The 19705-nt window shown below is 40.4% G+C and carries 21 protein-coding genes; 3 read left to right on the forward strand and 18 right to left on the reverse strand.

Annotated features, from left to right (window positions below; all coding sequences use genetic code 11):
* Window positions 1-12 precede the first annotated feature (12 nt).
* From AC04Q1_RS14265 to spt, 3 genes are read right to left on the reverse strand one after another with little or no spacing between them, the layout of a single operon-like run.
* Window positions 13-1002: an NAD-dependent epimerase/dehydratase family protein gene (locus AC04Q1_RS14265; protein ID WP_478365260.1), complete on the reverse strand. Its 990-nt coding sequence runs from the start codon at window positions 1000-1002 to the stop codon at window positions 13-15.
* Entirely contained in the window at window positions 999-2120 is a 1122-nt protein-coding gene (locus AC04Q1_RS14270; RefSeq protein ID WP_478365261.1) for a hypothetical protein, read from the reverse strand. Before AC04Q1_RS14270 ends, AC04Q1_RS14265 begins: the two co-directional genes overlap by 4 nt.
* Window positions 2117-3322 (reverse strand): serine palmitoyltransferase, encoded by a 1206-nt coding sequence (spt, locus tag AC04Q1_RS14275; RefSeq protein WP_478365262.1) that lies wholly within the window; start codon window positions 3320-3322, stop codon window positions 2117-2119. The genes AC04Q1_RS14270 and spt overlap by 4 nt, the downstream gene beginning before the upstream one ends.
* A gap of 540 nt (window positions 3323-3862) precedes the next feature.
* On the opposite strand from spt, the gene AC04Q1_RS14280 reads away from it, so the two are divergent.
* A complete protein-coding gene (locus tag AC04Q1_RS14280; RefSeq protein ID WP_478365263.1) occupies window positions 3863-4759 on the forward strand; it encodes a helix-turn-helix domain-containing protein in 897 nt (298 codons plus the stop codon).
* A 262-nt stretch (window positions 4760-5021) separates the two neighbouring features.
* On the opposite strand, the gene AC04Q1_RS14285 is transcribed toward AC04Q1_RS14280, so the two are convergent.
* From AC04Q1_RS14285 to AC04Q1_RS14295, 3 genes are all read right to left on the reverse strand, one after another.
* Window positions 5022-5921, reverse strand: coding sequence for an oxidoreductase (locus AC04Q1_RS14285; protein WP_478365264.1), 900 nt, complete (start codon window positions 5919-5921; stop codon window positions 5022-5024).
* An 80-nt stretch (window positions 5922-6001) separates the two neighbouring features.
* Window positions 6002-6907 (reverse strand): helix-turn-helix domain-containing protein, encoded by a 906-nt coding sequence (locus AC04Q1_RS14290; protein WP_478365265.1) that lies wholly within the window; start codon window positions 6905-6907, stop codon window positions 6002-6004.
* 41 nt (window positions 6908-6948) lie between these two features.
* Window positions 6949-7935, reverse strand: a complete 987-nt coding sequence (locus AC04Q1_RS14295) for a helix-turn-helix domain-containing protein (protein WP_478365266.1) — start codon at window positions 7933-7935, stop codon at window positions 6949-6951.
* A 222-nt stretch (window positions 7936-8157) separates the two neighbouring features.
* On the opposite strand from AC04Q1_RS14295, the gene AC04Q1_RS14300 reads away from it, so the two are divergent.
* Window positions 8158-8817: a class I SAM-dependent methyltransferase gene (locus AC04Q1_RS14300; protein WP_478365267.1), complete on the forward strand. Its 660-nt coding sequence runs from the start codon at window positions 8158-8160 to the stop codon at window positions 8815-8817.
* A gap of 3 nt (window positions 8818-8820) precedes the next feature.
* Here AC04Q1_RS14300 and AC04Q1_RS14305 read toward each other — a convergent pair whose 3' ends face one another.
* The 6 genes from AC04Q1_RS14305 to AC04Q1_RS14330 all read right to left on the reverse strand — a co-directional run bounded on the left by AC04Q1_RS14305 (window position 8821) and on the right by AC04Q1_RS14330 (window position 13128).
* Window positions 8821-9372, reverse strand: a complete 552-nt coding sequence (locus tag AC04Q1_RS14305) for a putative glycolipid-binding domain-containing protein (RefSeq protein ID WP_478365268.1) — start codon at window positions 9370-9372, stop codon at window positions 8821-8823.
* A gap of 85 nt (window positions 9373-9457) precedes the next feature.
* The gene (locus tag AC04Q1_RS14310; RefSeq protein ID WP_478365269.1) at window positions 9458-10702 is read right to left on the reverse strand and encodes a thioredoxin family protein; all 1245 of its coding nucleotides are present in this window, start codon (window positions 10700-10702) and stop codon (window positions 9458-9460) included.
* A 138-nt stretch (window positions 10703-10840) separates the two neighbouring features.
* The gene (locus AC04Q1_RS14315; RefSeq protein ID WP_478365270.1) at window positions 10841-11155 is read right to left on the reverse strand and encodes a hypothetical protein; all 315 of its coding nucleotides are present in this window, start codon (window positions 11153-11155) and stop codon (window positions 10841-10843) included.
* Between the two features lie 112 nt (window positions 11156-11267).
* Complete coding sequence (locus AC04Q1_RS14320; RefSeq protein ID WP_478365271.1) at window positions 11268-11543, reverse strand: UBP-type zinc finger domain-containing protein; 276 nt, start codon at window positions 11541-11543, stop codon at window positions 11268-11270.
* Window positions 11540-12787, reverse strand: a complete 1248-nt coding sequence (locus AC04Q1_RS14325; protein ID WP_478365272.1) for an NAD(P)/FAD-dependent oxidoreductase — start codon at window positions 12785-12787, stop codon at window positions 11540-11542. Before AC04Q1_RS14325 ends, AC04Q1_RS14320 begins: the two co-directional genes overlap by 4 nt.
* Before the next feature lie 8 nt (window positions 12788-12795).
* Window positions 12796-13128 carry a phosphoribosylpyrophosphate synthetase gene (locus tag AC04Q1_RS14330; protein ID WP_478365273.1) on the reverse strand — a complete coding sequence of 111 codons (333 nt, stop codon included), beginning with the start codon at window positions 13126-13128 and terminating at the stop codon, window positions 12796-12798.
* Window positions 13129-13378: 250 nt separating this feature from the next.
* Here AC04Q1_RS14330 and AC04Q1_RS14335 point away from each other — a divergent pair, with 250 nt between their 5' ends.
* A complete protein-coding gene (locus tag AC04Q1_RS14335) occupies window positions 13379-13558 on the forward strand; it encodes a hypothetical protein (RefSeq protein ID WP_478365274.1) in 180 nt (59 codons plus the stop codon).
* Between the two features lie 110 nt (window positions 13559-13668).
* Here the strand turns inward: AC04Q1_RS14335 and AC04Q1_RS14340 are convergent, their stop codons facing one another.
* The 6 genes from AC04Q1_RS14340 to AC04Q1_RS14365 all read right to left on the reverse strand — a co-directional run bounded on the left by AC04Q1_RS14340 (window position 13669) and on the right by AC04Q1_RS14365 (window position 19704).
* Window positions 13669-15345, reverse strand: coding sequence for a sigma-54 interaction domain-containing protein (locus tag AC04Q1_RS14340; protein ID WP_478365275.1), 1677 nt, complete (start codon window positions 15343-15345; stop codon window positions 13669-13671).
* A gap of 887 nt (window positions 15346-16232) precedes the next feature.
* Window positions 16233-17180 carry a D-2-hydroxyacid dehydrogenase family protein gene (locus tag AC04Q1_RS14345; protein WP_478365276.1) on the reverse strand — a complete coding sequence of 316 codons (948 nt, stop codon included), beginning with the start codon at window positions 17178-17180 and terminating at the stop codon, window positions 16233-16235.
* Between the two features lie 26 nt (window positions 17181-17206).
* Window positions 17207-17833 carry a TMEM175 family protein gene (locus AC04Q1_RS14350; protein WP_478365277.1) on the reverse strand — a complete coding sequence of 209 codons (627 nt, stop codon included), beginning with the start codon at window positions 17831-17833 and terminating at the stop codon, window positions 17207-17209.
* Between the two features lie 7 nt (window positions 17834-17840).
* The gene (locus tag AC04Q1_RS14355) at window positions 17841-18455 is read right to left on the reverse strand and encodes an alpha/beta hydrolase (RefSeq protein ID WP_478365278.1); all 615 of its coding nucleotides are present in this window, start codon (window positions 18453-18455) and stop codon (window positions 17841-17843) included.
* Window positions 18456-18457: 2 nt separating this feature from the next.
* Complete coding sequence (locus AC04Q1_RS14360) at window positions 18458-18763, reverse strand: GNAT family N-acetyltransferase (protein ID WP_478365279.1); 306 nt, start codon at window positions 18761-18763, stop codon at window positions 18458-18460.
* Window positions 18764-18768: 5 nt separating this feature from the next.
* Window positions 18769-19704 (reverse strand): ring-cleaving dioxygenase, encoded by a 936-nt coding sequence (locus tag AC04Q1_RS14365; protein ID WP_478365280.1) that lies wholly within the window; start codon window positions 19702-19704, stop codon window positions 18769-18771.
* Between the last annotated feature and the right edge of the window lies 1 nt (window position 19705).

The following is a 19705-nucleotide window of genomic DNA, read 5'->3' on the forward strand; positions in this document are numbered from 1 at the left end:
TTATTTAAAATCTTATAACCAATTGTTTTTACGGTACCAGTTTATGGTTTCATTAAGACCTTGCTCTAGCCCGAAGCGGGGCACAAAACCAAAGTCTTTTTGAATATTTTTGATATCACAGCCCCAGTTGATGGCCGTGAGTTCTTTTATTTTGTCTACGTTTAAGGCCGGTATCTTATTAAATACGCCATATAATCGTTCCATCGACCAGGCTAATCCTTTAATAAGCGGCACAGGTACATTTACCTTTATTGTTCTTTTGCCCAGCGCCTTACTAACATAAGTAGCCAGCGATGAGCGGCTGTATACCGCACCATCCGAAATGTTATAACTTTTGCCAACAACTTCAGATGCCAATGCATTAATGATGATATCGGCCAGGTCTGTTGCATATACAAAACTCAGTTCCTGCTCCTGCTTGCCGATATAAAGTTCGAGCCCGGCTTTAATCGTTTTAATCAGGATAAAAATATCTTTCTCCCTTGGTCCATACACAGCTGTTGGCCTGAAGATGATGAAAGGCAAATTTGGGATTTGGGCCAGATAGGTCTCTGCAAGCGCCTTACTGATCCCATAGCTGGTTACCGGATTGGAGGCACCCTGATCAGTCAGTTTCCCCTGTTTTTCATTTAAAGGTCCCAATGCCGCCAAACTGCTCACGAATACAAATTTCTCGATAGCGTGTGTAGACTTCGAAGCTGCAACAGCCAGGTTTCGGGTGTAAATAGCATTTACACGATTATACTCATTCAGATTTTTAGCCTTTGTAACCGCAGCTGCATGCACGATATAATCGTATTTTTTATCCTCTATATTTTCCTGTAACAGATATATCGAAGAAAGATCAAGATCTACATAGTTGACCGGAAAATCTTTGAGGTGATCAGCAGTGGCAGATTGACGCACATTTGCATATACTTCCAGATCATTCGCCAAAGCAGATTTAATCAGGTGATAGCCCACAAATCCCGTTGCCCCTGTAATCAACACCCGCTTTTTCATATCGCTTTTTCCAAAATCCTGTATTTTCGGTACAGTTTCCCGCCTATATCTTCAATGGGTTTATTGATCATGTCGTTGTGATCTAAAGTCCAGCTCGCCTCTGCATATTTCATGTTTTTGGCCTTGAAATGTTTGATGATACGACCATAAAGACAAGCTTCGATGCCCATTTTACGGTAGCCATCTACTACACCAAGTAATAAAATGCGGATGCCGTCGATTTTCTTTTTATTCGCCAATAATTTAATTAAACCTGTAGGGAATAACCTGCCCCGTTTAATTTTGATCAGGATTTGGTTGATATCAGGAATAGCCAGTGCAAAACCTACAATCTTGCCATGCTGCTCGGCAAGGATGCAAAACTCTGGATCGAGGATCATTTTCAGATCGTTAGCCGTATAATCGAATTCTTTATCCGTCATCGGTACAAAACCAAGGTTTTTGTCCCAAGCTTTGTTGTATACCTCCCTTACTGCATTGCATTCTTCCTTGAATTTCTTCATGTTGATTGTACGCAACACAATATCATTTCGCAGCAAACGCTCTTCTATCCTATCCAAAAGTTTAACCGATCTTTCACTGTAGTTGCCTGCAGTATAACGGTAAGCCCTTAAATCTACATTCTTCTGAAAACCGGTTTGTTCCAAAAGCGGCAGATAATATTGGGGATTATAGGGCATCATGGCTACAGGCGGACCGTCAAAACCTTCAATCAGCAATCCACAAACCTCATTGGTAGAAAAATTTACCGGACCTAAAATCTTGGTCAAACCTTTTTCTTGCAACCATTTCTGTGCTGCACCCAGGAGTTCATTGGCCGCCAATGCATCGTTTATACAATCGAAAAAGCCAAAGAATCCATCATGCCCGCCATAAACCTTATTGTGGTTGGTATTGTTGATGGCTGCAATCCTTCCGATGATTTTACCCTCATCATACAGCAAAAAGAGCTGTATTTCTGAATGTTCGTAAAAGGGATGTTTACCTGGAGTAAGCAGATCGCGCTGTGCTATAAAAAGTTCGGGTACATAGTTTACATCTCCCGCATACAGTTCGTGCGGGAAATCTACAAATGCCGCCAATGCTTTTTTGCCAGAAACCTTTACAAGTTCTCTCATGACTGGCTTCCTACTAATTCTACGTTAACGGCCTTAAAAGCTGCACTTAGTTTTTCAATAGCCGATTCGATCTGGTCGAAACTGTGTGTGGCCATCAGAGAAAACCTGATTAAAGAAGAATCCGAAGGCACTGCAGGAGAGACTACCGGATTTACGAATACGCCATTCTGTTGAAGGATATTGGTAATCATAAAGGTTTTAATGTTATCGCGTATGTAAACCGGAATAATCGGGCTGTTGCTGTGTCCAATGTCGAAACCAGCTTCGAGTAGAAGCTTTTTGGCGTATTCGGTATTGGCCCAAAGCTTATCGATGCGTTCAGGCTCCGATTCGATGATGTCTAATGCTGCAATAACACTCGCCACAGCCGATGGTGGCATGCTTGCACTAAACATCAGCGATCTGGCGCGGTGTTTAATATATTCTATTGTTTCAGTACTACCTGCAATAAAACCACCTAATGAGGCCAGCGATTTACTGAAGGTGCCCATAATCAAATCTACATCTTCGGTAAGATTGAAATGTGAAGCTGTTCCTGATCCGTTAAAGCCGATTACGCCAAGACTGTGTGCATCATCCATCATAATATTGGCGCCAAATTCGTTGGCAATCTCCACCATTTCCGGAAGGTTAACCAGATCGCCTTCCATGCTGAAAATACCATCAGATACGATCAGTTTGGCAGCATCTTCGGGTAAACGGCTTAGTTTGCGGCGCAGATCCTGCATGTCGTTATGGGCATATTTAATCGTGCGTGCAAAGGCCAAACGGCTTCCATCAATAATGGATGCATGGTCATATTCATCAAGCAGCAGATAATCGTTGCGATCTAATAAACAGGATATTACCCCAAGGTTCACTTGAAAACCCGTACTAAAAAGTACAGCAGCCTCTTTGCCCACATATTCGGCAAGGCGGTTTTCCAGTTCGAGGTGGATATCGAGCGATCCATTCAAAAACCTTGAGCCGGCACACCCTGTACCATATTTTTCAATGGCTGCTTTTGCTGCCTCCTTTATTTGAGGATGATTGGTTAGGCCCAAATAAGAATTTGAACCAAACATCAATACCTTTTTTCCATCGATCACTACCTCGGTATCCTGAGCAGATTCTATCGACCTGAAATAAGGGTACAATCCCTTTTCCTTTATCATAGCTGCATCCTTAAAAGAGGCAATTCTATCTTGTAATTTTTTACGCATACTGAACGCTATTGTTCTTCAGTTTTTTAAAACCCTGTTCTGAAAGTTTGGTCTGCCCCTAAAACTATTTGTTGATCATAAAATCAACCCCACAGATTAAGGTTGCATTAACCATACGATTTGATAACACAATTTTAACGCGGAATTGAAGCGAAAAAAAGGTTCAAATGTGGGATATATTGGTCAAAAGGTTGGATTTGGAAAATGTGACATTCAGATGAATTGACCAATTGACATTCTGACTTTTATTATAAAATAGTAAAATAATCAAAAACGCCTAAAAAAGCACCATAAAACACATAAATAACTGTTTTTAAGCCAATTAAAACAATATAATTTCTTAATCAAAAACACAAAAATCAATCAGAAATTAGTCATTTTAAAAAATTATACTTGCAGAATTGATCCCGAACATTACATTTGCCCATACAAAATCCGACAGATAATGGGCCAAAATATCCGTAAAAGGATAATAGGAATTATAGTGCAAAAGAAGATCCTATCTGTTAAGAAATTATTAAAAAACCGCTGAACAATTTTATGCAACAACAGTTACTTAATAAAACTTTTTCAGAGAAAAACCATGAAGAAGCACTTTCGTTAAACGAAGGGCTGATGGCGAAAATCCACAACAGTAATGATCCACATTATTGCAGTTCGGAGCCTTTTCGCGTATCGAGTTATGCCTTAATTCTCATCACAAAAGGACAGCTGAATATCAAGATCAACTTTGTGGATCATGTACTGAACCAAAGAGATATCTTACTGGTTTTGCCCCATTCTGTTTATGAAATCACTGATAATAGCAGCGTTGCATTTATCAGCATCCACTTCAATAAAAGTTATTTAAAAAACAAGGGAATATTTTTTAACAGCGGTGAAACCTATCGCATGTCGCAGGATATTCAATCGCATAAGTTTTCATTATCGAAAGAGGAATATACCTTTATCTATTACGATATGCTGGCGCTTCACAAAAAACTAAATGTTTCGAAAGACACGCCACAGATCAAAAACATTGTACACAATAGCTTTTTGGAGCTCGTTTACGATATCTTTCTGCTAAAAAACAAACAAAAAGAACCCTTTCCTTTGGTGCATAACAGCCGAACAGAATTAACAAACCGCTTTTTAGCGCTGGTATCAGAAAATTTCAAAAAGGAAAAAAGAGTGATTTATTATGCCAACTGTTTACGCATTACACCCAGACATTTATCGCAGGTTGTTAAACAGGTTACAGATCGGACTGCCGGAGAAATTATCGATGAAATGGTGATCAGAGAAGCAAAACTACTGTTAACGAGTCATGTAATGAACATTTCGGAAGTGGCAATTGAACTTTGCTTTAGTAATTCATCGTTTTTTGGCAAATATTTCAAAAAACAAACCGGGATTACACCTTCTGAATATAAAATGTCGAATAATATTGCGGTTTAAAATGGCCTGAGAGCCACCGACCATGGTATAAATGGTCGTCATTGCTGAGGCACGAAGAAATCTTAATACGCTAACAAATAGCGACCGCTTTAAGATTGCTTCCCCGAAGGGTTGGGGCAGGCTGTAGGCTGGAAAAGCCTTCTAGTAATGATGATATATCGAGGTCTTTTAATGTCTCTAAAATCTTCCATCATTTATATTGATTTTTAGACGATAAATCAATATAAATGATGTGGCAAATAGAAATTATAAATAATAATTCCTAAAGAAATTTAATCCCCGTCACCTCTTCAGCATAATCCCATAACTGTTTTGCAACTGTTGCATCCAAACCACTTGGTATAATTGGCGATTCTGCCGGATAACCCCGATATCCCCCATCCTGATCTGGTCCGTAAAGTTTGCCCGGAACAGCATCATCAGAAACTGCGGCATACAGTGAAGGCAAAGCGCCTTGCCAAGGCTCCATCAGTTCACCAACACGTTTTACCGCAGCCTGGTAATCTACATCCGACATGTGTCTGGTTAGCTCAGTTTTATTTGCTCCAGGTTGTGCAGCGATGGAGACAACAGTATCTCCTTCAGCTTCAATACGGCGCTGAAGTTCTACCGTGAACAGGATGTTGGCCAGTTTACTTTGCGCATATTCGCGCATGGGGTCATAGTCTCTCTCTGATCTTAAATTATCGAAATCAATTTTGCCGTGGAGATAGGCCATACTGCTAACCGTAACAATCCGCGAACCGGCTGTTTGCTTTAAAAGGGGATAAAGATAACCTGTTAGCGCATAATGACCGATAAAATTAGTGCCGAACTGAAGTTCAAAACCATCATCGGTTTTAGATGCGGGCGGAAGCATTACCCCTGCATTATTGATCAATACATCGATTTTACGATGCTTTTTAATGATCTGATCTGTACATTCTTTAATGGCACTCAGGTTGGAAAGATTAAGCTGTGCGGTTTCCAGACTACCTGCAGCATTTACCGAAAGGAGTTTTTCTTTTGCTTCCTCTGCACGGTCAAAATCTCTACAGACCATAATAATATGGGCACCAGCTTCATATAAAGCTTTGGTAGTTTCATATCCTATTCCTGAATTGGCGCCTGTGACCAGAAAGGTACGGCCGCTTTGATTATTGATGTTTTTATTTGTCCACATGATATAATAGATTTAATGGAACAAATCTCCACAATATAAGGGCTACCGAAATACGAAAAAGAAATCAATACATACAAAAATCAATCATTTTTAGCGAATCTGAATTTTGCAGGACTCAATCCTGTCTGGGATTTAAAGAAAGCAGAGAAATGGTTCGATTCTTTAAAGGCCAAACTCCATGCAATTTCAGCGATGTTCCAGTCTGTACTTTTCAACAACACCTTCGCTTCCTGCAGAATACGCCCCGAAATTAACTGAGAGGTTGTTCGACCCGTAATCTCACGGACTGATTTATTGAGGTGGTTAACATGCAGGTTAAGTTGAGCGGCAAAATCGGCTGCCGACCTGAGCTGAATCACCTGACTGCTCAGATCAATCGGAAACTGACGCTCAAGCAATTCTTTAAAGAGATGGGTCGTCCGTTCCGCGGCATTGCTTCCGGTATGAGGAGTGCCTACCGCAGGTCTCATTTTCTGTGCACTATGAATCAGTTCAGTTAACTGATTTCTAATGAGATCATATTTAAAAGCATAATCGCCTTTTAATTCATGAGCCATTTTTTCAAATAGCCCGACAAAATAAGTGGATTCAGCAGTAGTTAAAGGGATAATTGCATTTGCAGCATCCTGAAAAACAGCGAAGTCCTTAACATTTTCGAAGCGATTGAAAAACTCTTCCGTAAACACACACAGGTAACCTGATTGTTCGGTACTGATCCGCTCCCAAAAATAAGGGACCATTGGATTGGTAAAAACCAATACACTTCCCCCCACTTCGATGCATTGATCGGCGTAATGAATCTTGCTGTGTCCAACCACTAAACTCACCTTATAAAAAGCCCTGCGGCTATACGAAAGCTTGCTTCCGCCAGGTGTTAAAATATCTTCTATCTTAAAAATATTGAAATGTCCAAGATGTTTAGAAGACACAGCCGTATCCTCTTCCGGGAAGTGTTTATAAAAAGTATCCAGCTCAACTATTCTCATCGTATAAAAATACAAAAATCAAATTATAAGCACAATTCTTTTCAGCTTTTCACTTTACCAGGTGATATTTCAAATTTCTTCCGGAACGCATTGCTAAAATGCTGAACAGAAGAATAACCCATTTCGAATGCAACCGATTTTATAGGCTTGCCTTCACGTAGTAGTTCTTTTGCGCAATTTAGCCGGTAGTCGCTCAGATAACCAAATATGCTGTTGTCAAACAATCCTTTAAAGCCCTGCTTAAGTTTAAACGCATTAATACCACATAATTTCGCCAGCTCCGCAACCGACGGCGGCTGGTGAACGTTTGCAATAAGAAGGTCTCTTGCATCATACAGGCAATCTCTATCATAAGTAGATGGTAAGGATTGTTTCTTCCTCCCTGCGCTTTCAAAAGCCTCGGCCTGCAACACAAGCAATTCGACACATTTTGATTCAAGGAACATCAGTTTTAATCCATCCGTATAATTGCAATTGAGAATATCATTTATGCAATTTTGCATGGCCCATGAAATGGGCAGATTTTGCTCGGCCATCTGTGTATAATGTCCTGAATCCATGTGCCCGGCCAAAACCTGGAGCGTTCTGCACGAATGTTCTGCAAGCTGTAGAAATTTTTCCTTCGCAAAATGCACTTCAAAGAAACGGTAGCTACAGCTGGTATCGTACTCACCCGTACCATCCAGTTCGGGCATATAAATGATATTCTGCTGATTAGAGCGAAAGGTATATTTCTTGCTGTTCACCTTATTAAAGATTGTTCCGTTACCCGATAAAGTAAAACGCAATTTTATCATGTCTGGAACATCATAAGTAGGACTGAAATACATCTGATGCTTTTTAAACAGAATGTCGCCATAAACGATATAAATGTCCGGCATATTGATCTGCATCAATTCTGCATCACTAAAAGAGAAGCTATATTTTTCCTTCCTTTCTGTTACCAACTGCTCTTTAACCGGAAATTCATCAAAACTTCCTCCAACCTTTTTCCAGCTCCCATAATCCTTACCAACATTGATTCCCATATGGGCAATTATCATAAAAAAAACGGAACTATCCCAAAACGGTTATAAACAATTCCATTTTCTGTAAAAGAAAATCCCTTTAGTGTAAAAGCACACTCTGGTGATTCTTCACTTTTGCCAAATGTGTTAAATAACCTGAACAGAGTGGGTTTTATAGATCAAATACCTTAGATGATCTGGCACAGTTAACAATAAATACATCACAAAAAAGAAATAGTGGCTATGGATCAGCAGATAGATTTTACAGAACAGTGCGGGCAGGAATATGACAGGGATCAGGTATCTGTTGAAGAAACGAAGAATGATGCTGCCCTCCCAAGCAATTCGATCATTTTCAAACTGTTGCAGCACTCAAAACCGAATGCTGATGCCAAAATATTGGAAATCGGCTTTGATGACATGAAACATCTTCCCTTTCTTTTTCAAAAGATAAACAGGATTAATTACTATGGCGCCAGTATTTCGGAGGTGCCGTTACATGAGGCATTATCAGGCGATATGTTAAGCACAACAGAAAAGTGGAATCAATTACTCAAAATTGAAGAAGGTGGCAGAATGGGTTTTCAAGATGATTTTTTTGATTGCTGTTTCTCAGCTAGCAGTCTTTACTTCTGGAAAAACCCCGCAAGATATTTCCTGGAAATTTACCGTATACTAAAACCAGGAGGGAAATTTGAGATTGCTTTTGTTGAAAAAAATTATGGAGTTGATCTTCCCTGGACACAAGTAGATTTTACATTTTATGAAGTTGATCAGGTAAAAGACTTCTTCCATCAAGCGGGTTTTGTAAATATAAAGGTTAACAAAATGACCGAAGAAAGAACCGATAAAAATGGAAGCGCAATAACAAGACCTTTTGTAATCATATCTGGCCGGAAATAGCTGTTACCACTGTTCGATGAATAAGTTCGGGTATGCAATCACCAGGCCATGTGAATCAGTTTTTAGTTCGGCACTAAATGTTGTTTTTTCATTTTCATATAAATAAACCGAATCTGATATTTTGGTATAATACTGTGTTACAGGCATAATTATATTAGCAATAATATCGATGTACACCACCTCAATCTTATTCCGCACATGGCCATTATAAACTAACCTTCTTATCGGTAAGGTATTGGTAAATGGTGTTAATGAAATATCAATATCCACACAAGCATCAAACCGATGATCTACCGCATTGTTAACCAGCCAACAACCCTTCATTTTCTCCAGCAAAAGCGTTCTTTCATTGCCGTTCGATATGACGTGCAAATCCAGTAAACTAGTTTCCCACAGCTTATTTGCTAAAACCCTGTATTTCAACTTAAACGTCTTGTTTCCGACCGTTCCGGTAATGACTGATGTAACCTCTACACCATTATCCGTTTCTTTCAGGATACAATCTTCCTGAGATGGGTATTTCAAGCCCTTCCATTTTATTTTTCGCTCCATCATGATTTGGATTGAACAATCTTAAAGGAAAATTGGTTTTAAAATGGTCTAAGGATGTTACCTGTAAGACCTTAACCGGAAAACTAGATTATTTCGTTGTTTTCTTTAATTGCTCAACCAATTTGAGAATATTTTCATTGGGATAAATACGATAGGCCCACTGTGCCCAAATTAAAGCATCATCCAGTCCTTTATCCTTAGCGCTGAGCATATTTTTGAAGGCATTTGAAACCGTATAAAGTGCTGTGGCGGTCGCCGCCGAATATTGAACAGCTGCGAGTTTCCTTTCTTCCGCATAACCGGCAAATTTTGTACTGTCCATTTTACCGTTAAAAAAAGGCTGCATAATTTGATCAAATAACATCCGGTCTTTTTTTCTCAGCGAATCGGTAGAAATAGCCATTTGTTTTGCTGCAATTTTATAGCCAATAGCTTTCAAACCAGCAATATCCTTTATTAACCTGTAATAATATAACTCGAGATTCTCTACTGTAGGTTCGTATTTTCTGGAAAGAAGAGGCTGTATCCGCTTTACATCCGCAAATGCTTTTTTGGCCTCAGCTTCATTCTTCTCCTTTATCGCTGTCCCAAGTGTAGCATAGAGCATATCATTAAATAGCTGATCGGCCACATCTGTTTTCTGCGCCACACTCAGATAATTCAATCCATTTAGCACAACCGGTAATGCCTTTGAAGTTGTACCGCCCATGTGATGGGTTAAAAATAATAAGGTTTTGGGCTGTTTAAGCATTTGAGGAGAAAGAACAGTAACATAGGCATTAAGCACCTCTGCATTGTCCATCTTTAGTGCTGTTCTTTTTTCCAGATATGCTTTTAAAAAGTCGGGGCGCCGGTCTCCTTTCCGGAATTGTGCGTCCAATTCGGCTAAACTCCCTGATTCATTTTTGGATGCTGCAGCTTTTTTACCGACAGCGATAAATTCGGAAGCTTGCATATAGTCGCCGGACCGGTCTATAAGATTTCCATTTTTATCTAAAAACAGGTATGTAGGGTACGCTTTAACGGCATAATGTTTACTTAATACAATGCCCTCGCCTTTTTCTGCATTTAACTTATAGCTCACAAACAGGTTGTTATATTCCTTTCCTACCTCCTGTGAGGGAAATACCTCCTGATCCATTGTTTTACAGGGAGCGCACCAGTCGGTATATACGTCAACGAAAATTAACTTGTTCTGTTTTGCTGCCTCATCCATCAACGCTTTCCAGGATCCCTTAAAAAAATGAATTCCGGTTGATTGATTTACCTGGGCCAGACCGGTTACGGACAGACAGAGCAATACTAACGATAACAAATGTTTAAATCTATTCATAGTCTTGTAAAATATTGCAAGTTAAGCATTTGCGGTATATAGTCCACTCAAAACCATAGTACACAACATACGAGTTTAAACGCATTCAAACTACTTGTATTGTTTCCCGCTGACTATTTGGTATCGACTAATGTTCCACTAAACCAATAAATCCTCTTTACGTTTAATATACGAAGACACAATGCTCAGCATCATTTCGTGATAATGATTTGTTGTTCCTTTATTAGCGCAAACGGAGACCATATATCCACTTTCATCATCAGCATTGGTATAAGTGATACTAAATATAGGTGTATGTAGCCAGCTCGGAAGTTTTTTATGATGGAGTAATACTTTACAGTTCGCTAAATATACACCTGGCTTTCCGCTTTCCACACCCAGCGTATAAGCCAAAGGCAAATCTACAATACCAAAATCAGGTAGATCAATCAATACATTTATCTTTTTTATCATATACTTCCGTTCGGCTCAACGAATTTGTTAAAAAAAGTAAGTGTTTAATTGAAATTGAGGATATTTATTTGCGCAAACGTTTAAGTAACAATGTGTGATCAGATAAGCTAGCTTAATACTCCGCCATTTCATCGTCAACAAAACAATACATCCATCTTTCACCAGGTTCGGATGAGATCATCACCGGATGTTTTTCTGCCCTGCAGTGGTGCGACATGTGTTGCATGGGCGACGAATCGCAGCACAACGTTACCCCACAGGTTTGGCAGGTGCGAAGGTGTACCCAATCCGTACCTTGTTTTACACACTCTTCACAAACACGTTCTTTTGCCGTTTTTAGTTCTTTTACAGCCTCAAGGTGGCTGCATATATTGTTGCTTTCCATCATGATAATTTTGACAAGTATTGATGTACCTGGGTAACGGCCATAGCGCCTTCACCTACAGCTGATGCCACTCTCTTTACGGAGTTAAACCTCACATCGCCTGCGGCAAATGAACCCGGAACACTGGTTTCTAAATGATAAGGTGGTCTGTCCAATTCCCAGCACATTTTATATTGATCCAAACATAGCAAGTCGTTTCCGGTATACAGATATCCGTTTTTATCCCTGCAGATTGCTGTTTCAACCGCCCATTCAGTATTTGGCTTCCCTCCGATACAAATGAATAATTTTGAGGTATCGCGCCATTCTTCTGTTCCTTCCTGACTATTTACAATCTTGATCCGCTGTAAATAATCATCACCTTCCAATGCTGTTACCTGCGAAAAGTATAAAACATGAATATTCTTTATCGTCGCGATCCGTTGTACCAAATAATCCGATAGGGTATCAGCAAGATTGCCTTTTCTGATGACCATGAAAACACGTTTGGCAAAGCCCGAAAAATAGGTAGCGGCCTGTCCGGCGGAGTTTCCTCCACCAACAATATAAAGGTCCTTATCCTGACAGAAAAAAGCCTCGCTTGCGCCAGCACCGTAATAAACGCCTTTATGAAAGAAACGGGTCTCGTCGGGAAGATCCAACCTGGCATACTCCACACCCGTTGCGCAAATATTTGTTTTGGCGACCAATTTCTCACCTGTGGCAAAATCAACATGGATTCTATTATCGTAAAATGAACCTTTAATCCCTTCCCTTAACAGCAGGATTTCGACACCAAATTTCAGGGCCTGTTGCCTGGCTCTTTCAGCAAGATTTGCACCGGAGATCCCTTCTGGGAAACCCAGATAATTCTCGATCAAAGAACTTGTACCGGCTTGTCCGCCCATGGCTTCGCGCTCGATCAGAACAGTTTTCAAACCCTCTGATGCGGCATAAACCGCAGCACTTAAGCCTGCCGGACCAGCGCCATAAATTGAAAGATCGTATTCTGGGTATTTGGGCTCGGTAATCCAGCCTAAATTGCTGGCAATTTGCTCCAGGCTTGGGTTTACGATCACCTTACCATCGGGAAATTCTATTACAGGATGTTTTTCAGGATTATTAAATGAGGTGATTCCCTGGCCCCAGCCTAATTCATCGTGCGTTATGTCGAACCATTCAAAATCTACAACGCTCCGTTTTAAAAAATCCCTGATCGGGTAAATTTCAGGCGAGTCTGGCTTACCGTATAATTTTAACTTGTTCATGTACAGATCTAATGGGTTCGGGTTTTTAACTTTTTTATCAGCTCATCACCCGATTTTTCGGATGAAGTTCCATAGCCATTAACGAAAATCCCTTTGATTTTCCCGTCAACAGAAGAGATGGCATAAACAATGGCCTCATCATCGGGATCAGATTCGCCTTCAAAACGGTAATGTTTATCGATTAAAAATTGTTCCGGAAACTCCTGTATCGGATTTTCACCATCATTGACCTGACTACTTTTTAGATTGAAATCGATAGTATAACCCTGTTTAGCAAGCGCATTCACCACTTCAGAAAGTGAAGTCATTTCTCCGATGTGTTTTAAATTATCGTAATCCATAATGATTTATTCTTTTAAGATAACGCGTTAATTTACCAAAAAACAAACCAACTCACAAAACACTGTAAAACAAAATCTTAATAATATATCAACAATAAAACATCAACGATATAAAGTGAATTTATGATAAAATTCAGGTCTAATTTCTCACTAATACAAATGTCGGCGAATTGAATTGTTTATCAAATTTAAAAGCAAAAAGGGGTGGTTTAAACTCATTTAAATGGTTATCTTTAAATAAAAAAAAGCCATGATTATAGACCCAAACAAAGAAGAACTATCTGACGATAAAGAAGATGCATTAACCAGCGAAGAAGATGCGTTAAATCAAAGTACAATTATCAGTGATGAACGGGCGGCCGAACACGATGCTGATTTATTGGATCAGGCGGATAAAGCGTCCAGATCATCATACGAACTGGATATTTAAGCCGATTGTTAGCAGGAAAATGGCGATATCTTTGAAAAAGCGCGCAAGATATCGCCATTTCAGTAAGCTGTTCAAAAGGAATAAGCACGAATACTATAGCTTTAAGGATATTAATAAATGTGTTTTTTTGCCAGTCCAAGTTTCTTGATTTTCGAATTTAGTGTGGTTGCGGGAACACCCAATAATTTTGCTGCCCCATGCCGCCCAGAAATCCGGCCGTTACACAATTCCAACACTGCGAATATATGATCGCGTTCGTTTTCAAATATGGTTTTAACAGACGTAACTGAAGATATGGATTGTTTGTGATCGCCTGGAATTTCGATATCCTTAATCACATTTCCTTCTGCCATCACCACCTGCCGTTCGATGAGGTGTTCCAATTCCCTCACATTCCCAGGCCAGCTGTAAGCCATCATGTCAGCAATTGCTTTTTTTGAAAATCCATCCAGATTCCGGTTCGATTTTCTGGCAAATTTTGCCAGGAAAAAATGGGCAAGCGCAGCAATATCTGATTTACGGTTTCGAAGTGGTGGCAATGAAACCGGAAAAACATTTAACCGGTAATATAAATCACGCCTAAACCGCCCCGCTTCCACCTCTGCTAAGAGATTTCTGTTGGTGGCTGAGATGATGCGCACATCTGTTGCGATGGTTGTTTTGCCCCCCACACGCTCTATTTCTTTTTCCTGTAAAACACGGAGCAATTTCACTTGCAAATCGAGTGTTAACTCGCCTATTTCATCGAGGAATATAGTACCCCTGTGCGCTTGTTCAAATTTACCTGTCCGCCTTTCAGTGGCGCCAGTAAAGCTCCCCTTCTCATGGCCGAAAAGCTCTGATTCGATTAAATTAGGCGGAATAGCAGCGCAGTTCACCTTAATCATTGTTTTCTGACTTCTTCCTGAACCATCGTGAATGGCTTTGGCGATCAATTCTTTCCCAGTTCCTGTTTCGCCCAAAATGAGCACCGTAGTTTCTGAAGAAGAGATCCGATTGAGTAATTTATACACCTCCTGCATTTCAGGACTGCTGCCCACAATTTCTGAGTGCGTAAGCATTTCAGTGGATTCTTCAGGTTTACAAACAAGGTGTTCGGCAAGCTGGGCACTCAGTTTTTCAATTTCATTTTCCAACTGTTTAATTTTCGCCTCAGCATGTGTTAATGTTTTGAGGTTATTTATAGTCTCCTGGTTGGGCCATGTTGCCGGCTTTGGCACATATCCACTTCTTTCCTCCATTACAGCCAGCAAGCCGGCAATAAAATCGGCAATATTGCAGCAAAAAGTCAAGCCTTCAGCACTTAATCCGCGGTTATGGTTATGCAATTCGAAAGTACCTAATATCCTCCCGCTGTGCTCCAGGGGGATATAACAGTGAAAGAGATATTCTGTAGGATGATTGTTTAAGCAATGATTTTCGCCAAAATCAGCAATCCAGTCTTGCCGCGACTTGAGCACAGGAAAATCAAAACCCGAAATCTCTTTTGTAATCAGCGAAAGGCTAACCGGATCGGAAATGATTTCGGTACAGGAGATTTTTCCCGAAATGGCTTCGGTGAGATAAGCCCTTGTAATGTGGTCCATTTCCTTATTGTACAAAATTAATGCACCACAATCAATCGAGAATAAGGGATGTAGTTTAGAAAACACACCTTGAAACAGTTCCTTTAGTGTAAAATCCTTTTCTGGTTCCGCAACTGTTTTGGCCCGTGTTTCAAAATAAGAATTGGGTTTAACATCATTAACATTCGTATTGGTGCTCAAATCTGATTCCTGTTTTCTCATTCTTTTCAAAAATTGATTCCCCGAAAATATCAATCGTGGGATTGGATGTTGAACTTTATTACAATCGCCAACACAATCGATAATCAACTGATTATGCACCGTCACGGCGATACTGAGGATTAATTCGATAAGGACTTCGTTTGCTTATGGTTCAAACCCGCGAATTCAAAGAACATGCCAAAGGGAATAATATAGCGCTCATGCCGTACGATCAATACCAGGGCCATAAATGGCTAACGATATTTCGCTAAAAGGCGATTTTGGATACGAAATATAGGGAGTTGAATAGGAGAAGGATTGAATGAGAGAATGAAAACACAGTTGAGTATTAGTTAAATTACCTTAGAAGTTTTACAAACGCGGGTTATAAAAAGTTAAATTACATCGATAGGTTTATCATTGTAGTCGACAGTAAGTTAAATTATATTTAAAATTTCACAAGCACAGTTGAAATAAAGTTAAATTACACCGATAGGTTAATTATCGAAGTTGAAAAAAAATCAAATTACATTGACAGTTTCACAAACGTGGTTTAAAAAGAGTTAAAAATCATCGATAGATTTATAAACATAATTGAAAGAATATTAAATTTTATTTCAAAAACCACAATTGCGTGTATTAAAAAATAAATCATTATTGATAAAAGCTAGATGTGATCTTACAAAAATAAAACGCAATTATAAAAAACGTTAAACTACATCTAGACAAATGGAATCGGTTTCTCTATAATGCTGTTGGGTTTTTGTCATTCTGACGATAGGAAGAATCTGTTCTGTCAAAATTGATGGAGGTGTTAAAAGTTGGGAAAGCTAACCGTGGTGGGTCGCAGATCCTTCGAGCCTCAGGGTAAAAAGGGTGTCAGATGTTACCATCTGACACCACAGAATTTAATTTTTTGGATGTTTTGGCAGCCAATCCAGTAAGACTTTAATAATATCGTTGAAAAAAAGGCTGTAGGTATCCTGAGTAACAAAGCCGATATGTGGTGTAGCGAGTACGTTCTTCAATTTTCGGAAAGGGTGGTCTTTATCAAGCGGTTCTTTATCGAAAACATCTAAAGCCGCACCGGCAATCTTGTTTTCTTCCAGACTTTTAACCAGCGCATCTTCATCCACCAATGGCCCTCTTGAGGTATTGATCAGGTAGGCCGTCGGTTTCATTAGTGCCAGGTCTCCGGCACCCACAATGCCCTTGCTCCTGTCGCTCAGCACCATATGAACGGTTAAATAATCCGATTCCTGAAATAAAGTTTTTTTGTCTACATATCTGGCACCGCCAGCCATTGCTTTTTCGGGTGTCAGGTTTTCGCTCCAGGCAATGATATCCATATCAAAAACTTTTGCTACGGCAGCAACCTGTGCACCCAAATTTCCAAGTCCTAATATGCCAAGGGTTTTACCTTTTAGATCATTACCCACCATATGCTGCCAGCCACCGGCGCGGAGATTGGCGTTTTCCTGTGGAATGTGTTTAGCGATGGCCATTAAGAGTGCCCAGGTAAGCTCCAGTGCGCCATGACCGAGGTATCCGGTGTTCTGCACTTCAATGCCCAGTTTCTCCGCTGCCGCAAGATCTATAGACCGGTTTCTGGCCCCTGTAGATACAATCAGTTTAAGATGGGGCAAACGCATCAGCAAGCCTGGTGTTAAAGGTGTACGTTCGCGCATCACGCAGATGACTTCAAAGTGCGCTAGGCGTGCCACAATTTCATCCTCTTCGTAAAGATGGTTGGTGAACACTTCGATTTCTGCATATTGAGCAACCGGCGCCCAGTCGGCAAATGATTTCGCTACATCCTGATAATCATCCAGTATTGCGATTTTATATTTTGACATGTTTTATGAATTAAGTCCTTTTTTAATTAAAGCATTGCTGTCTCGGTAAAGTTAATTTTCTTTGATGAAGCTGCCCAGAAAACCCAGAGTAAAACACAAATGCCCAGGGCACAATCCGGATAAAAGAACGACACAGCAAAGGCCGATAAATAGGTTGGAAAACCATACAGATAGTTGTTACGGAGCTGCCTGATGGCGGCATCACTAATTCCTGGGCGCAATAATTTTTTATCCAAGGTAGCTTGTTGCCACAACAAGTTAAAAGCCAGGTTAATTAAAACGAACAATCCGGTATAGATGGTAACGGAAAGCTGTTTCGAATCGGTAAGAAAGAACCTGGCCAATAAGGCACTGGGAAAGGAAACAAGCGAAACCAGGAACAGGATGAGTCCGTTGGCAAACATCAGCCCTGTGTTTCGCCTGTAGATCTGTTTAAAAACTTTGTGGTGGTTTACCCAGATGATGAAGATACTGAAAAACGAAATGATGAAGGCAATATACCCCGGCCACTGCATTTTAAGTGCTTTCAGTAAATGTACAGGGGTATCGCCATCATGGAGTTCCGGAACATGGAGTTCGAGCACCAGAAGCGTAACCGCGATGGCAAAAACGCCATCGCTAAAAGCCTCTATCCTACCCGTTTCTTTTTCCATTTCCAGATTAATCTTTAAAAATTAATTTATTCACCTGTGTAATTTCTGCCTGGCTAATGGTGTGCCCCATGTTTTCGTAAATAATTTCGGTAACCTGCGCACCCATTTCTTCGAGTAAAACCGTTGATTCTTTAACCCTGGATACCGGAACATGCATATCGGGGTCGCTGCTACCGATGAAGATGGGTGTACCGTCGAAATCGCCATGATAATTGCGGTGATCCAGCACCTCGCCAATCAGGCCACCTGTAAAGGCTACCACACCACCATAACGCGCTGCATTTGCGGCAACAAAATCGAGCGTTAAACAGGCGCCTTGAGAAAAACCCAGAAAGTAAATCTGTTCTTTTGAAAAACCTGCCTCTTCCAGATCAAGTACAGTTTTTTTTATCGTGTTTAAAGCATTAGATAAGGAAGGTTCGTTGGCTGCCCGAGAGACTAGAAAAGACTGTGGATACCAGGTATTATTTATTGCCTGTGGCGCTACCAATGCAAAACTGGAAACGTTAAGGTATTCCGCCATTGATAAAATATCTTCTGCCGTTCCGCCACGCCCATGGATCATAATCAGCACTTTTTCGGCCTGGCTGAAGCTTTTTCCTGCTTTTATAAGTTCTTTCATCGCTATTCTTCTTCTTTTATTTTGTTCCAGATATCCCGGTACAACTCTTCGTGCCGTCTAAACTGGATGTGCACATAGGGACACATCGGGATCACCATCAATTTGTTTTCGCGCACATAGGCTACCATCGCATCGAGCAGCATTTTGGCATAACCTTTTCCTTCTTTTGAAGGGTCTACTTCGGTATGGTAAACGGTTAAATCGGTATCCTTGATGTCGAAAATCATTTCGCCAACTTTTCCATCTTCATCATAAATGTCGAACGAACTTGGTTCGCCTTCCTGAATGTTTAATTTTACTTGTGCCATATTTTTTAAGTTAATTTTGGAAGTAATTTTTCTAAATCACCGCGTAAATGCTCATGTTGGTGCGGCAACATTAAATGCGTACCCAATTCATTTAGGGGCTCATCAACAGTAAAGCCTGGATTTTCGGTCGCGATTTCGAAAAGTACACCTCCCGGTTCACGGAAATATAAGGAATAAAAATAATCCCGGTCAATTTTTGGCGTGATCTGCAAATTTTTACTCAAAATCTGTTCCCTCAACTCCATTTGAATGTCTTCATTTTTAACACGGAACGCCACATGATGGTTTGTACCCGCAGCATTTCTTCCCCTATGGCCTGACGGAACTTCCAACAGATCGACAATGGCCGCATTGTCTACCGTATCGGTAATGAAACGATAACGGTTTTCTTCTTGTGCCAATAAACGGTAACCAAACAGATCGGTAAGCACCTTTGCTGTTTCATCGATACTTTGCAAGGTTAATGTAGTGCTGTGAAAACCCTTGGTTGCGGCATCTTTCTTCACATCAGTGCTTTCCCAGGGTGTTCTAACGTCTGCTGTTTTCGGTACAATCAAACTTAGAGATAAACCATCCGGATCCTTAAAAGCCAATACCTGCTCACCAAAGCGTTCGGTAATTTCCTTTGTTTTAACATTTGCAACACCAAATCTGTCCAACCAGAATGGATGACTGCCTTCAGGCACCGAATACCCGATTTCTGTTGCCATGCCTACGCCCTCGGTCCCCTGGCCAATCCCATCCCAGGGGAAAAAGGTCAGAATAGTTCCCGCAGATCCGGTTTCATCGCCATAATAAAGATGGTAAGTACCCGGATCATCAAAGTTCACCGTCTTTTTCACTAACCTTAAACCCAATGTTTTGGTATAGAAATCGAAGTTTTGCTGTGCGTTGCCTGCAATTGCCGTGATGTGGTGCAGGCCTAAAATATTGTTGTTCATA

Source organism: Pedobacter humicola, from assembly GCF_056490705.1.